The organism is Roseobacter denitrificans OCh 114, assembly GCF_000014045.1.
Taxonomy (GTDB): Bacteria; Pseudomonadota; Alphaproteobacteria; order Rhodobacterales; family Rhodobacteraceae; genus Roseobacter; species Roseobacter denitrificans.
Window position 1 is genome coordinate 2,382,830 of record NC_008209.1, and the last position, 13,580, is coordinate 2,396,409.

The 13,580-nt window shown below is 59.7% G+C and carries 12 protein-coding genes; 8 read left to right on the forward strand and 4 right to left on the reverse strand.

What is annotated here, in order from left to right; genetic code table 11:
• Positions 1–39: 39 nt before the first annotated feature.
• On the reverse strand, positions 40–609 hold the full coding sequence (locus RD1_RS11485; RefSeq protein WP_011568673.1) for a TetR/AcrR family transcriptional regulator: 570 nt from the start codon (positions 607–609) through the stop codon (positions 40–42).
• Positions 610–739: 130 nt separating this feature from the next.
• Here RD1_RS11485 and RD1_RS11490 point away from each other — a divergent pair, with 130 nt between their 5' ends.
• The 3 genes from RD1_RS11490 (at position 740) to RD1_RS20690 (ending at position 2,634) form a co-directional block, all read left to right on the forward strand.
• Entirely contained in the window at positions 740–1,117 is a 378-nt protein-coding gene (locus RD1_RS11490) for a DsrE family protein (protein ID WP_011568674.1), read from the forward strand.
• A gap of 224 nt (positions 1,118–1,341) precedes the next feature.
• Positions 1,342–2,136 (forward strand): pyridoxamine 5'-phosphate oxidase family protein, encoded by a 795-nt coding sequence (locus tag RD1_RS11495; RefSeq protein WP_171959986.1) that lies wholly within the window; start codon positions 1,342–1,344, stop codon positions 2,134–2,136.
• A 66-nt stretch (positions 2,137–2,202) separates the two neighbouring features.
• Positions 2,203–2,634 carry a GFA family protein gene (locus tag RD1_RS20690; protein ID WP_011568676.1) on the forward strand — a complete coding sequence of 144 codons (432 nt, stop codon included), beginning with the start codon at positions 2,203–2,205 and terminating at the stop codon, positions 2,632–2,634.
• A gap of 96 nt (positions 2,635–2,730) precedes the next feature.
• Here RD1_RS20690 and RD1_RS11500 read toward each other — a convergent pair whose 3' ends face one another.
• Positions 2,731–3,627, reverse strand: a complete 897-nt coding sequence (locus RD1_RS11500; RefSeq protein WP_011568677.1) for a LysR family transcriptional regulator — start codon at positions 3,625–3,627, stop codon at positions 2,731–2,733.
• 99 nt (positions 3,628–3,726) lie between these two features.
• Here RD1_RS11500 and RD1_RS11505 point away from each other — a divergent pair, with 99 nt between their 5' ends.
• The 5 genes from RD1_RS11505 to RD1_RS11530 all read left to right on the forward strand — a co-directional run bounded on the left by RD1_RS11505 (position 3,727) and on the right by RD1_RS11530 (position 9,225).
• Positions 3,727–4,878 carry an NAD(P)/FAD-dependent oxidoreductase gene (locus RD1_RS11505; RefSeq protein WP_011568678.1) on the forward strand — a complete coding sequence of 384 codons (1,152 nt, stop codon included), beginning with the start codon at positions 3,727–3,729 and terminating at the stop codon, positions 4,876–4,878.
• A gap of 54 nt (positions 4,879–4,932) precedes the next feature.
• Positions 4,933–5,817, forward strand: coding sequence for an SDR family oxidoreductase (locus tag RD1_RS11510; protein WP_011568679.1), 885 nt, complete (start codon positions 4,933–4,935; stop codon positions 5,815–5,817).
• Positions 5,818–6,449: 632 nt separating this feature from the next.
• Positions 6,450–7,454, forward strand: coding sequence for a tRNA dihydrouridine(20/20a) synthase DusA (gene dusA / locus RD1_RS11520; RefSeq protein WP_011568680.1), 1,005 nt, complete (start codon positions 6,450–6,452; stop codon positions 7,452–7,454).
• A gap of 87 nt (positions 7,455–7,541) precedes the next feature.
• Positions 7,542–8,330, forward strand: coding sequence for a hypothetical protein (locus tag RD1_RS11525; RefSeq protein WP_050759081.1), 789 nt, complete (start codon positions 7,542–7,544; stop codon positions 8,328–8,330).
• Positions 8,331–8,439: 109 nt separating this feature from the next.
• Complete coding sequence (locus RD1_RS11530; protein WP_011568683.1) at positions 8,440–9,225, forward strand: inositol monophosphatase family protein; 786 nt, start codon at positions 8,440–8,442, stop codon at positions 9,223–9,225.
• Between the two features lie 33 nt (positions 9,226–9,258).
• Here RD1_RS11530 and RD1_RS11535 read toward each other — a convergent pair whose 3' ends face one another.
• A complete protein-coding gene (locus tag RD1_RS11535) occupies positions 9,259–10,002 on the reverse strand; it encodes a rhomboid family intramembrane serine protease (protein ID WP_011568684.1) in 744 nt (247 codons plus the stop codon).
• 68 nt (positions 10,003–10,070) lie between these two features.
• Complete coding sequence (gene putA / locus RD1_RS11540) at positions 10,071–13,490, reverse strand: bifunctional proline dehydrogenase/L-glutamate gamma-semialdehyde dehydrogenase PutA (RefSeq protein ID WP_011568685.1); 3,420 nt, start codon at positions 13,488–13,490, stop codon at positions 10,071–10,073.
• Positions 13,491–13,580: the final 90 nt, after the last annotated feature.

Here is a 13,580-nt window from a genome sequence, read left to right on the forward strand (position 1 = left end):
ACCCTGCCGATAAGGCCAGCCAAGGACCCCGGTCGCGTGCTATGGACGCCCGAGCAGTTCATCAGGCAGCGTTTCAAGAAACCGTTCGAAGGGTGCTTGCGATCCCATCCCCCGCGACAGGACCAAACTGCCATGCAACAACATGACGGCACGTTCGGCGCGCGCCCTTGCGCCTGATTTGTCAAAACCTTGTTCCTCTGCGAGGGTGGCAAATGAATCAATCAGGGCGTTGAAGATCCTTTTGATCGCCGCCGCAAAGGGATTGTCACCACCGTTGGCGGAGCTGAGCATGTTCAGAATGCAAGCCTGTTTGCCACTTGAGTAGAGCGCATCCAGCTTGCGGGTCATCGCTTGTAGACGCTGCTCGGCTGGAGCATCGCCCTTCAGCGGCTCAAAGAGGTTCTCCGTCAGCCAGTTTTCAGAGGCGGCCAGGACTTCCTGCGCCATCTGCTCCTTTCCGCTGGGAAACCGATGATAGAGACTTGCGCGTCGAAGGCCGGTCTCCTGCGACAAAGAGGACAGCGTTGCTCCTTCATACCCCATGTCACGAAACACGCGCGAAAGCGCTTTGATCAGGTCTTCCTCCCCGATGCTTGATCTTCGTCCCAAATGCAGATCCTCCAGATCACTAACACGTTACCGAACGAACGGTCAAATATAGTTGTCAGTATCATTGCCGTCCGTTACTCAATAATTGAACGTTCGTTCGGTAAAGGCAAATCAAAAACTGGAACCCCTCATGTCCAAAACTGCAATCGTCATCTATTCAGATCCAAAGGCAAACTCGGAAGAAGCGCTCGGTCGCGTCTTCAACGCCATGTTTCTGACCTATGCGCTCAAGGAAAAGGAACAGGACGTCGCCCTTATTTTCCAAGGCACCGGGGTGCGTTGGGTGAATGAGTTGATCAATCCCGAACACCCGGCCAATCCGCTTTATACTGCGGTCTCGGACAAGGTGGCAGGTGCATGCCTTGGATGCGCCGATGTCTTTGGGGCAACCGAAGACGTGAAATCGACAGGCGTTGCTCTTGTCGGTGACAAGGCCATTCCGGGCACGTCGGGCGTCATCGACCTGTCTGGCTACCTTGATGAAGGATATCGGCTCGTCACTTTCTGAGCCTGAAACAACCCCATTGCATCGCCGGTCGGGCGGTGCAGGGACAAACACGAACCAAAGGTATGTCTCAAATGTTCCATCCCGGTGAATTGGCCATCCAGGACGCCACTGGCGTGCGCGATATCGCTGGCGCAAATTCTAAAATGATACGGTCAACGATTCCGGACCACATTATCCCATTCGTGACATCACAGTCGTACTGCGTCGTCGGTGGTGTGTCCGCGATGGGTGACGTTTGGGCGGAATTCGTTGTGGGGGCTGCCGGATTTGCAACCGTTGGTTCTGCCGGCGCATCGCTTAGCATATCTCTCGGCGCGGGCGGATTGCGCGAACGGCAACTTGATCTCGGCATCGGGAACCACCTTGGTCTGCTCTTCATTGATCTTTCGACACGCAAGCGGTTGCGGGTAAATGGCCGCATTGCTGCGATGTCAGGGCAAAACCTCACTCTGTCCGTGGATCAATCCTTTCCCAACTGCCCCAAATACATTCAGGCACGGCGTTTCAGGGCAGGGGGTGCGTCAAGCGATCCACAATGCATTGAGTCCGGTGCGACACTGCCCGATCATGTGGCCAATTGGATAACCAATGCCGACACATTTTTTGTGGCCAGCACCGCCACGGACGGTGCTGCGGATGTTTCGCACCGTGGCGGACAACCCGGGTTTGTGCAGGCTCAAGGCCAGACACTGTTCATCCCCGACTACCACGGGAATTCAATGTTCAGCACGCTGGGTAATTTCCTGCTTAATCCGCGCGCTGGCCTGCTCTTTGTTGATTTCGAAGCAAACCGGACCCTCCAGTTGACCGGCGTTGTCGACTTGCAGCTAGCTGCCAAAGACGCCAAGACTGCTTCGGCTGATACGGGCCGATGGTGGAAGTTCCGCGCCAGACGCTATGTGATTTCATCAATAGGATCATCCGTGTCGGCGGAGTTTATCAGCGCGTCACCATTCAATCCCTCCTTGGCAGGGAACCCAATGAAATCTGTTTCTGCGACGCGGCAGGATGTGGGTTGATCGCATCTATCCGCGAAAACGCCGAATTCACCCCCAACAGCCGACCCATCAGGAAAGGTGGAACCGATGACCGAACCTGCCCAGTCAAAAATACGTGGCAGCTGCCTTTGCGCAGCGGTCTCCTACGAAGTCAGAGGCTCATTCGAAAAGCTCTTTTTATGCAGCTGCGATCAATGCCGCCAAATTACAGGATCAGCTTTTGCATCCAACCTTTTCGTTGGTACTGACGGGTTTGAGTGGCTCAGTGGCACCGAGCAGATCGTCCGCTATCAGGTCCCGGGGCGGGACATTTCCAAGTCGTTCTGCCGGGTCTGCGGGTCAGGAGTTCCCTGGACCAATGGTGACGGGACAAAGATGATCGTGCCCGCTGGTTCTCTGAGCGAACCAGCCCAAGTCGTTGAACGGCTCAGAATTTTCGTGTCGGAACAGCCAGAGTGGGCATTTGATCTGGAGCACGTTCCAACGCATGCGAAATTCCCGAAAACTGCCGGTTCATAGCGTCTGGATGCGACACTGCTTCATCAGGCGATAGGGCGACATTGGGTGGAGACACACACGACAGCCCATCTGGTGCGCAGCCGTGCGTTTTATGTGTCACGTTGCCTGATCAGCACCTTTCGGCCCTTCAAAAAGGGCCATGTCGGCGCGGGCCCCTTCAATCATTGCATCGAACACTGCCCGGACCCGTCGATTGCGTCGCATGTCGTGGTGGCAAACGATCCAGAGATCCCCAATCGGGGCCTCAAGCGCACCACCGACGCGGCGCAGTCCCGGCCAGACTTCGCCCAGGATCATCGGCAATGTGGCGGCATGATCACCCTGAGCGCACATGGCCGCGCGCAGGATCAGCGAGCTTGCAAAGAATTGTGGACCCTCGGTGGCATTGGGGTCGAACGCCGTCGAGCCAAAATTTGCCGCCAGCCGGGGATCCCCCGCGTGACCGATGAAAGCGTGCATTTGGTCTATGTCGTGATGGCGGTTTTTATCGGCGACATAGGTCGCCCAGCGAATCGTCGCGAGCTTTCGCCCAAACAGGGCATCCGAGCAGAGGCGCTTGGGCCGGATTGCAACGTCTGCTTCATGGCGTGACAAATCCAGCATCGTGTCATCGCTGACAACCTGCACTTTCAGGTTTTGGTGCTCCCGCCCCATCGCCATCACATGACGCGCGACAAAGAATGACGACAAAACCTCGCTCGTTGTAATCTTGACAGATCCCGACAGGGTCTGGCTTTCGCCGAAAAGATGGCGTGCGACGTTGGCTGTCTCCTGCTCCATTTTTTCGGCGGCGTGCACAATGGCCACGCCTTCTTCCGTTGGCGTGTACTGCCCGCCATCCCGCTGAAACACCGGGATGTTCAGCTTACTTTCGATCGCGGCAAGGCGGCGAAAAACGGTCGATGGCGTCACTTTCAAATGGTGTGCCGCTTCAGGAATACGCCCGAAACGAGCGACATGCAGCAACAGGTGGTACTCGTCCCAATCAAGCATCTTATTCTCATTTTTGCGATTCAGAGTCACGAAAATGCTCGTGTACTCGCATTCGTGCAAGGGGTATTCGATCGACCAGAAACAACAGGTTAGATCAAAATGTCAAAAATCCTCATCGCAGGCGGTGGGTTTGCAGGTCTCTGGGCTGCAATGGCCGCCGCTGCAACGCGGCACCGTCAAGACGCCAATAACATCGCAATCACGCTCGTTTCGAAGGATCCGCATCTATGTATTCGACCACGTCTTTATGAAGGAGCGCGTCCCGAAATGCTGGTCCCCTTGGAGCCCTTGCTCGAGGCGATCGATGTCGGTTTCGAAACCGCCCGGATTTCGGAAGTGACCCCCACCGCGTTGCACACCAGACAGGGTGTCACCATGGAGCATGATCGCATGATCCTTGCCATGGGCAGCCATGTATCGATCCCCGCTGTGCCCGGCGCGGCGGTGCACGGCTTTACCGTGGATGCCTATAAACAGACGGAACACCTCGATGCGCATCTCTCCAAGCTGGACATCGCAGCGCCCGGCGCATCCGGGTTTGTCGTCGTGGGCGCGAGTTTCAGCGGGCTTGAAATCGCAACATCTCTGCGTGATCGCCTCGGGTCTGATCCCGAAATCTACCTGATTGATCGGCAGGACATTCCGGGCCAGTCGCTTGGAAACAGCCTGACCCTCGAAATCACGTCTGCGCTTGAAAAAGCGAACATTCAGTTTCTGGGGGGTGACTCCGTGACCTACGTCACGGCGGATCGCGTCATCCTGCATTCGGGCAAGGTGATCGACGCCGCGACCACGATTTTCGCAACCGGCCTGCAGCCTTCCCCCCTGGTCAAAGACATTGGCGTTCACGCGGGCGACGGGCGGCTGCGGCTTGACCGGAACCTCCGGGTCGTCGGTGAGACAGGTTTATTTGCCGCTGGCGACATCGGAGTTGCCGCAGCGGATGCCACACACATGACGCTGATGTCGTGCCAACATGCGAGGCCCATGGGCGTTGTGGCCGGCCAGAATGCCGTGCTTGATCTGCTGGGACAGGACCTGCGGCCCTATGCGCAGCCTGACTACGCGACCTGTATCAGCCTCGGTGCGTCCAACGCCGTTTTCACCCAAGGCTGGGACAGGACCATCGCCAAGACCGGGACAGAAGGTGCCGCGATAAAAACGCAGATCAACGAAACGTGGATCTATCCCCCCAGTCCTGACGCGGGCCGCGAAGCGATCTTCGACGCCATCGTGCCGACACGGCCATGATGGCGGGAAAACGCGCGTATCCCTTCAATCAAACACCCTTCAACGAGGTCAGACATGACAGATACAAAAACAATTCTCATTACCGGCGCAAGCCGCGGTATTGGCCATCTTGCATCGCTGGCGCTGGCTGCACACGGCCATAGGGTCTATGCCGGAATGCGCGACATTGCAGGAAGCAACAAGGACGCGGCCTCCGCCATGCAGGCACAGGCACAGGCGGAGAGGCTCAACCTTGTCCCGCTTGAACTGGACGTTACAAACGCGCAAGCCTGCCAAACAGCCATCGACAAGATCGAGGCAGATGGCCCTCTTGATGTGCTGGTCAACAACGCCGGGGTGATGCCTGTCGGTCTGACCGAGGCATTCACGATGGAGCAGGCAAAGGATGTTTTCGACGTGAACGTCTATGGCATCATGCGTTTGACGCGGGCCGCGCTGCCCTGCATGCGGGCCCGGAAATCCGGTCTGGTGATCAACCTCAGTTCTTCCGCGGGGCGTTTCGGGATGCCCTATTTCGGTATCTACTGCGCCAGCAAGTGGGCGGTTGAGGCTTACAGCGAAGCGCTCCACCACGAGCTTGAGACCTTTGGGATCACCTGCGTTTTGATCGAGCCAAGCGGGCATGGCACAGATCTGGTCACGACAGCACCCGCGCCGCAGGACACGGCGCGTCTGGAGGCCTATGGCGATCTTGCGGCAGGTCGGGAACGCCTTCTGGACATGTTCGGGCATATGTTCGCAACGGACCTCATTGGGACCGATGCCAATAACGTGGCGACAGCAATCGCGCAGCTGATCGAGATGCCGGGAGCGCGGCCAATGCGCGTGCAAGTGGGGCACGACATGGGAGTAAGCGCGGTGAATGAGGCTGTCGCGCCCCTTCAGGCAAAACTGATCGAGACGTTGAAACCGGTCTATCGCGGCGCGCGCCAAGCATGATATCGGCTTCCTGCGAGGCTTTGACGCGGAGGTTGTTTTGGCTTGGCCGAATGATAAGCAGCTTGCCGATCCGGATGTCCTGCACCGTAGTGTCCGCGGCCATGGTATCTTGCTTTTGCGGTAAGGGGGCACGCAGCTGCGGAATGTCACTTGCCTTGCCGCATGGGTGATGATCATCGGGATCACGCCGATGTCGATGCGTACCGCAGTCGGTCGGCCATCGCTGGTCGAGGTGACCAGTCTTCTCCTTGCCCAGGTTGCGCCGGAGCGTCTTGAGCGCGCCGGACGCGGCGGTTTGCCTGCCCCGCACATATCGACTATGTGGAGGGCGGTGAGATCGCGGAAGGTTGTCATGCGCGCGGCGACTTCGGCGCCAGCCCCTGATTGACCCGGGGTCAAGCTTCGCGGGCTTGGGCGTGGCATCGTCGCGACGGAGAAACGTCTCGCTCGCGTAGCGGCCCTTTCGTCTGATCTGAACCCGGTAGGCACCGGAGGGGAGTTTGGTGATGTGGGCCATTTCGTGTGCGGCCTATGTGTGCAATGTGTCGTCGTAGGAGGGGCGCATTCAGGGTTATCGAGGCGTATTCCAGCGTAGCAGCATTCGCCGCCAACAGTTTGAAGATACGGAAAAAATGCAGATAAACCAACACGCTAAATTGTCTATCGCCCCTATGATGGACTGGACTGATCGCCATTGTCGGATGGTGCATCGTCAGTTGACGCATCAGTCGCTGCTTTACACGGAGATGGTGACCTCTGCGGCTTTGGTACGGGGTGGGGCTTTGCATTTGCTGGCGTTTTCGCCGGATGAGCATCCGGTCGCGCTTCAGCTTGGCGGGTCTGACCCCAAGGAACTGGCGCAGGCTGCCATGCTCGGTCAGACGGCGGGGTATCGCGAAATCAATTTGAACGTGGGGTGCCCGTCTGACCGGGTGCAGTCGGGTTGCTTCGGTGCGGTGCTTATGGAAAACCCGGGACTGGTTGCCGATTGCGTCTCGGCGATGCGCGAGGCTGTTGACATACCGGTCACGGTGAAGTGTCGCATCGGCGTTGATGATCAAAACCCGGACGAGGTCTTGCCGGAGTTTCTGGCACGCATCGTGGCGGCCGGGTGTGAACGCGTGTCGATCCATGCCCGCAAGGCTTGGTTGCAGGGGCTGAGCCCCAAGGAAAACCGCGATATTCCGCCGCTGGACTATCCCCTCGTGCTGCGGATGAAGGAATATTTTCCCAATCTTCATATTTCGATCAACGGCGGGATCACATCGCTGGAACAAGCGGTGGGCTTTCTTGAGGCGGGCCTTGATGGCGTGATGATCGGTCGTGCGGCGTATCACACGCCAACGGATGTCCTGGGCGCGGTGGACCCGGTGATTTTTGGGACCGGCAAGGTCGTGACCGGCGAAGAAGCCGTGCACGCGATGCTCCCCTATATCGAGGCGCATGTCACCGGGGGCGGTCGGTTGGCGCAAATTACGCGCCACATGCTGGGCTTGTTTGCGAATCGCCCCGGTGCGCGGGTCTGGCGGCGCATGTTGTCAGAAGGTGCGCATTTGCCAAATGCCGGGCCAGCGCTGGTGTTGGACGCCCTGGCGCAGGTTAGGCACCATCAGGAGCTGGCGCAGCAGAGCGGGTAACACAGGGCGCAGGTTTGCAGCCCTGCGCGCAGGGTTTTTCAAGCGCCGTTGCATGCAAGGTGCAATCGAGATGGAATGGGTCGGGTCATGAAAGCCGAATTTTTTCAAAAAGGGTGGGGCGTCTTTGCCCCTGAAGCCGCCACGCTGAACTGGGCGCGGCATGCCTTGGGTGATGCGATTGACGCGCTGCACAATCCAGCGTTCAGCCAGTGGCACCAGTGCGAAAACACATGGTTTGTCGGATTGGATGTGTTGAGCAATGACGCGCAAGGGTGCATTGCCGGATCTGCGCCGCTCTCGGGGTCTGCGGTGGATTTCATTGCAGAGGCCTGTGGCGGCTGGCCTGCATTGCACCGGGGGCAGGTGTCGGGGGTCTTTCCGGGTTATCCGCGCCCGCGGGCAGGCGAAACAGAGGCCGGGTTCAGGTATCGCGCAAAGCGTGACGCCGCGCATGTGGATGGCGTTCTGGGTGTTGGCACGCCCAAGCGTCGCTTCGTGCAAGAGCCGCACGCCTTTATCCTTGGGCTGCCGTTGACCCGGGCCGACCGGGATGCCGCCCCTCTCGTGGTGTGGGAAGGCAGCCACAGGATCATGAAAAACGCTTTTAACAAGGCGTTTAGCACCACGCAAGCCACGGATTTGTCGACTGTGGACGTGACCGAGGTATATCAATCCGCGCGCCGCGCCGTTTTTGAAACCTGTCCGCGTGTCATCGTGCATGGCCCGCCGGGGTCTGCCATTGTGGTGCATCGTCTGGCGCTGCACGGTGTGGCCCCGTGGGCGCAGGGGGCGACGGCTGATCCGGAGGGTCGCTTGATTGCCTATTTCCGCCCTCCGATCGCGGGCGGGGTGCGGGCGTGGATCGAGATGCCCTAGGGCAGGATGCGCAACAGGGAATGAATGCGGCTGCAGCGCGCAATGGCCCCTTGGCAAGGGCGTGATCTGCAACTATACGCGCACCCTGATCTCCCGAAGGAACACGAACATGGTTGGCAGCGCAAATCTCAATATCATGATGAAAGCCGCACGGCGGGCGGGCCGATCTCTGGTCAAGGACTTCCGGGAGGTGGAGAACCTTCAGGTGTCCATGAAGGGGGCGGGCGATTTTGTCACCCGTGCTGATCTCAACGCCGAGAATGTCCTGAAAGAAGACCTCATGGGGGCGCGCCCGACCTATGGATGGCTTGCGGAGGAAAGTGGCGAGGAAGAGGGGCAGGACCCGACCCGCCGCTGGATCGTTGATCCGCTCGATGGGACCACCAACTTTCTGCACGGGCTGCCTCATTGGTCGGTGTCAATCGCGCTTGAGCACAAAGGGCAGGTGGTCGCCGGTGTTGTCTATGACCCGGCCAAGGACGAGATGTTCTTTGCCGAGAAAGGGGCCGGGGCCTGGATGAATGACAGCCGTTTGCGGGTGTCAGGGCGCAGCCAGATGATTGAGAGTATTTTCTCGACCGGCTTGCCTTACGCGGGCAGCACGGATTTGCCGGAAACGCTGCGCGATCTGGGCCGTATCTTGCCCGGATGTGCCGGGGTGCGGCGCTGGGGTGCCGCCTCGCTTGATCTGGCCTATGTCGCGGCGGGCCGGTATGATGGCTTTTGGGAACGCCGCCTCAAGGCGTGGGATATCGCGGCCGGCGTGATCATCGTGCGCGAGGCAGGCGGGCTGCTCGAACCCTTCGATCCACGTGGTGATATTCTGGGGTCGGGCTCGCTCATCTGTGCCAATGAAAAACTGTTCTCACCCCTGGCCAAATTGGTGCGCGGCTGACGAAGCGCGCCAAGCCACGCTGGCCCGACCTGCCTAGCGGCGCGTCACTTTGGGAATGCGGCTTGGGCCGATGCGATAGGTGGCCTCGGGATGGGGCGGATGGCCATCTGTGCGCTGCCAGAACGCCGGGCCGCCCCGGCGCACCCAGAACGGGATCAAAAGAACCATGCCGGCGATGAACCCGCCCGCATGCGCCCAATAGGCCACCCCTGCTTCATCCGAACTTGACCCGACACCGCCGATAATCTGCATCCCCAGCCAGAGCATCAGCATGATCCACGCAGGGATCGGCAGAATACGGAAAATCACGATCAGGATGATCAGGATATCCACCTTGGCCTTGGGAAAGAGCAGCAGATAGCCACCCATCACACCGGCAATGGCGCCCGATGCGCCAACCGTGGGGATCATCGCCATGGGGTCGACGGCATATTGCGCCAAAGAGGCGATGATACCGCAGCCCAGATAAAACAGGATGAATTTGCCATGGCCCAGCTCATCCTCGATATTGTCGCCAAAAATCCATAAAAACAGCATGTTGCCTGCCAGGTGGAAAAACCCGCCGTGCAGGAACATGGATGAAATCAGCGTATAATACCCATCCCCTTGCGACAGCCGGGCAGGGATCATCGCCCACTGCAGCCAGAACGCATTTATCGCGCGCACGTCTTCCATGATCCCGAAATAGCTCAGGAAAATGCCGGTGTTGGCAGCCATCAGCATATAGGTCACATAAGGAATGCGCCCGGAGGGATTGTGATCTCGGATCGGAAACATGGCGTCAAGCTGAGCGATTGCACCGCACAGGTCAAGCCGTTGTTCCGGCCCAGTGTTAACGCATTATGTCACGCCGCCGCCCCAAGAAGAGCGGCGTTCCCGCCAGAGGCTGTCGTGTCAACGCAGACATGCCGTTCCGCCAGCACCCGCGCAACATCCGGCGCGCCGGGTATCAGGGGAATGATGGGACCTTGGCGCGCGGCAAACGCGACCTCAATGGCGCGTCCTGTCGCCGCGTCGCCCCACCACAGGACACCGCCGTACTCCGGGCCATCGCGCAATGCGGCGGGGTCGATCTTTCCCTGCGCCTCAAGGGCCACGCCGCCCAATGCGCGGACGAGGCGCGCTTGTTCTTTTGCGGCTTGCGCACCGGGGCCCATGCACAACAGCGCAGGCCGGGGCAAGGTGCTCAGACGGTTGGACTCGCCGGTCGGTCCCGGCAGGCTCAACGAGCTATGCGGCGTCACGGGTGCATCCATCGTCAGCGGCGCAAGCGTTGCCTGCGGTTGTGACCACTGCTCGGACACTTCCTTGCGATCGGCTTGCAAGAAGCGTGTCAGATAGTGCGGCCCACCCGCCTTCGGCCCGGTGCCTGACAGACCTTCGCCCCCAAAGGGCTGACTACCCACGATGGCACCGATCTGGTTGCGGTTGATATAGACATTGCCCGCCGCAATGCGCTCGCAAACATGTTGTACGCGATCATCAATACGCGTGTGCAGGCCAAAGGTCAGACCGTAGCCTGTCGCGTTTATGTCATCGATTACCGCATCAAGCTGGTGCGCCTTGAAGGTGGCCAAATGCAGCACGGGGCCAAAGATCTCACGCTCCAACGCGGCAATGCCGGGCACGGAAATCAGGGTTGGTGCAATGAAGGTGCCGGTTGCAGGCGCGGTGGTTTCCGCAATGACGCGCCCCTCTGCGCGGGCCTGCGCGATGTGCTGCGCGATGCCGTCGCGGGCCGCCGCATCGATCACCGGGCCGACATCGGTTGACAGGTGCCACGGGTCCGCCACGGTCAGACACTGCATGGCGCCCAACAGCATCTTGGTGAATTCGGGCGCGATGTCCTCCTGAACATAAAGGCACCGCAGGGCAGAGCACCGCTGCCCGGCGGATTGAAAGGCGCTTTCGATAATCGCCTGAACGGCTTGTTCGGGCAGGGCGGTGCTGTCCACGATCATCGCGTTCAAACCGCCTGTTTCCGCGATCAGCGGCGTGCCGGGACGGCAGTTTTCAGCCATGGCGCTGCGGATGCGCAAAGCGGTCGCGGTGGAGCCGGTAAAGGCCACGCCTCCGATCCGGGCGTCCGAGGTGACCAGCGCGCCGATGTCTCCCGCGCCCGGCAGCAGTTGCAGGGCGCTGCGCGGCACGCCAGCCTCGTACATGAGGGTGATGGCGCGGTGGGCGATCAAGGGTGTCTGCTGGGCCGGTTTGGCCAGAACGGCATTGCCTGCGGCAAGCGCTGCGCTGATCTGCCCAAGGAAAATCGCCAGCGGGAAGTTCCACGGGGAAATGCAGGTAAAGATGCCCGCACATGGTGCGTCGGTGGCCTGTGATGCGTAAAAGCGCAGGAAATCCACCGCCTCGCGCAATTCCGCAACGCAATCCGGCAGGTTCTTACCGGCCTCGCGGGTGAGAAGCGTAAAGAGTTGCGCGTGATCGGCCTCCAGCAGGTCCGCCGCCTGCAATAACACGCGCCGCCGCTCTGTGGGGGGGGCCGCCCATGGCGTTGCCGTGGCAAAGGCAGCCTCGACATCAGCCGCCGTTGCCCAGACGACCGACCCCACCCGATCCGAAGGGTCAGCGGGATTGAGGACCGCCTCCGTGGGAGCATCATTCGCGGTCTCGCCAGAGACGAGCAGCGGTGCGGCCTGCCACGCGCTCTTGGCAAAGCCATCGCGCGCCTCGAACAGCGCCTCCAGCGTTTGACTGTGCGTCAGATCGAACCCGCGTGAATTGCAACGCTCCGGTGCAAAGAGGTCGGGGCCGGACGGAATCTGCGCCACAGGCTCTGTAATCACCTTTTCAAAGGGGTCAGCGGCCACAACCTCAGCCGGGACATCTTCATCCACGATCTGGTTCACAAAGCTCGAATTGGCCCCGTTTTCCAACAGCCTGCGCACAAGGTAGGCCAAGAGGTCGCGATGCGCACCAACCGGGGCATAAATCCGGCAGCGCGTCTTGTTTTGCTGCAAAACCAAGGTATGCAGCGTCTCACCCATCCCATGCAGGCGTTGGAATTCATAGGCCTGCGGGTCATCTGCCATATGCAGGATGGCCGCGACGGTATGCGCGTTATGGGTCGCAAACTGCGGATAGATGCGATCGGTCATGCCAAGCAGTTTGCGGGCGTTGCAAATGTAGGAGACATCGGTTTGTGCTTTCTGCGTGAACACTGGAAAGCCTTCAACGCCTTCGACCTGCGCGCGTTTGATTTCCGTGTCCCAATAGGCCCCTTTGACAAGGCGGACCATGATTTTGCGGTCGTGCCGTTTGGCCATTTCATAGAGCGTATCAATCACAATGCCCGCGCGCGGTCCAAAGGCCTGCACAACGATGCCAAAGCCATCCCAGCCCCGCAGCGCCGGCTCGCCCATCACGCAGTCTATGACGTCGAGCGACAGGCCAAGGCGATCCGCCTCTTCGGCATCCACGTTGAGGCCCATGCCGGCGGATTTTGCCAGAAGCGCAAGCGCGCGCAACCGCGGGACAAGGTCGGACATCACCGCCTCTTGCTGCGCGACTTCGTAACGCGGATGCAGAGCGGAGAGTTTGACCGAAATACCGGGGTTCTTGCGAATGTCGTCGTCGGTGCAGGCCGTGGCAATCGCGGAAATCGCGCGGCTGTAGCTCAGGTGATAGCGTTTTGCATCGGCTTCGGTGCGGGCAGCTTCCCCCAGCATGTCATAGGAATAGGTAAACCCCTTTTTCTCCATGCCTGCAGCACGTTCCATGGCGGCATTAATGTTCTCTCCCAGTACGAACTGCCGCCCCATCTCTTTCATGGCACGGCTGACGGCGGTGCGGATGACAGGTTCGCCCAGGCGTTTGAGTGCGGCGCGCAACTGGCGCACGGGCCCCGGATGGCTGTCATCCAGAACCCGCCCGGTGAGCATCAGGGCCCATGTAGATGCATTGACAAGGCTGGAGGCAGAGTGCCCCAGATGACGCCCCCAATCGGAGGGTGCGATCTTGTCCTCGATCAGCGCATCAATCGTTTCGGGATCAGGCACGCGCAGCAGCGCTTCGGCCAGACACATCAGCGCGACACCCTCATCCGTGGACAGCCCATATTCCGCGAGGAAAACCTCCATCAGCCCGGGGCTGGTGGTGTTGCGAATGTCATCGACCAGCCTGGCCGCCGCTGCACTGATTTGCGCACGGTCTGTTTTGGTCAGGGCGGTCTGCGATATCATCTCCAGGATAATCTCGTCAGGATCGGCATAGGTTTTTTCATCAACGCTTTGGCGCAAGGCAGAGATCATGAGACGGGTCAATTCATGTTAGCGTGGGTATTTTCACTAGATTACCACGATCTGATAAGTCATATTGCCTTTTCAGCGTGGCAGAATGAG

Coding starts and splice junctions, on each gene's coding strand:
- RD1_RS11490 (WP_011568674.1), top strand. CDS start 740: ATGTCCAAAACTGCAATCGTCATCTATTCAGATCCAAAGGCAAACTCG.
- RD1_RS11495 (WP_171959986.1), top strand. CDS start 1,342: ATGGGTGACGTTTGGGCGGAATTCGTTGTGGGGGCTGCCGGATTTGCA.
- RD1_RS20690 (WP_011568676.1), top strand. CDS start 2,203: ATGACCGAACCTGCCCAGTCAAAAATACGTGGCAGCTGCCTTTGCGCA.
- RD1_RS11500 (WP_011568677.1), bottom strand. CDS start 3,627: ATGCTTGATTGGGACGAGTACCACCTGTTGCTGCATGTCGCTCGTTTC.
- RD1_RS11505 (WP_011568678.1), top strand. CDS start 3,727: ATGTCAAAAATCCTCATCGCAGGCGGTGGGTTTGCAGGTCTCTGGGCT.
- RD1_RS11510 (WP_011568679.1), top strand. CDS start 4,933: ATGACAGATACAAAAACAATTCTCATTACCGGCGCAAGCCGCGGTATT.
- dusA (WP_011568680.1), top strand. CDS start 6,450: ATGCAGATAAACCAACACGCTAAATTGTCTATCGCCCCTATGATGGAC.
- RD1_RS11525 (WP_050759081.1), top strand. CDS start 7,542: ATGAAAGCCGAATTTTTTCAAAAAGGGTGGGGCGTCTTTGCCCCTGAA.
- RD1_RS11530 (WP_011568683.1), top strand. CDS start 8,440: ATGGTTGGCAGCGCAAATCTCAATATCATGATGAAAGCCGCACGGCGG.
- RD1_RS11535 (WP_011568684.1), bottom strand. CDS start 10,002: ATGTTTCCGATCCGAGATCACAATCCCTCCGGGCGCATTCCTTATGTG.
- putA (WP_011568685.1), bottom strand. CDS start 13,490: ATGATCTCTGCCTTGCGCCAAAGCGTTGATGAAAAAACCTATGCCGAT.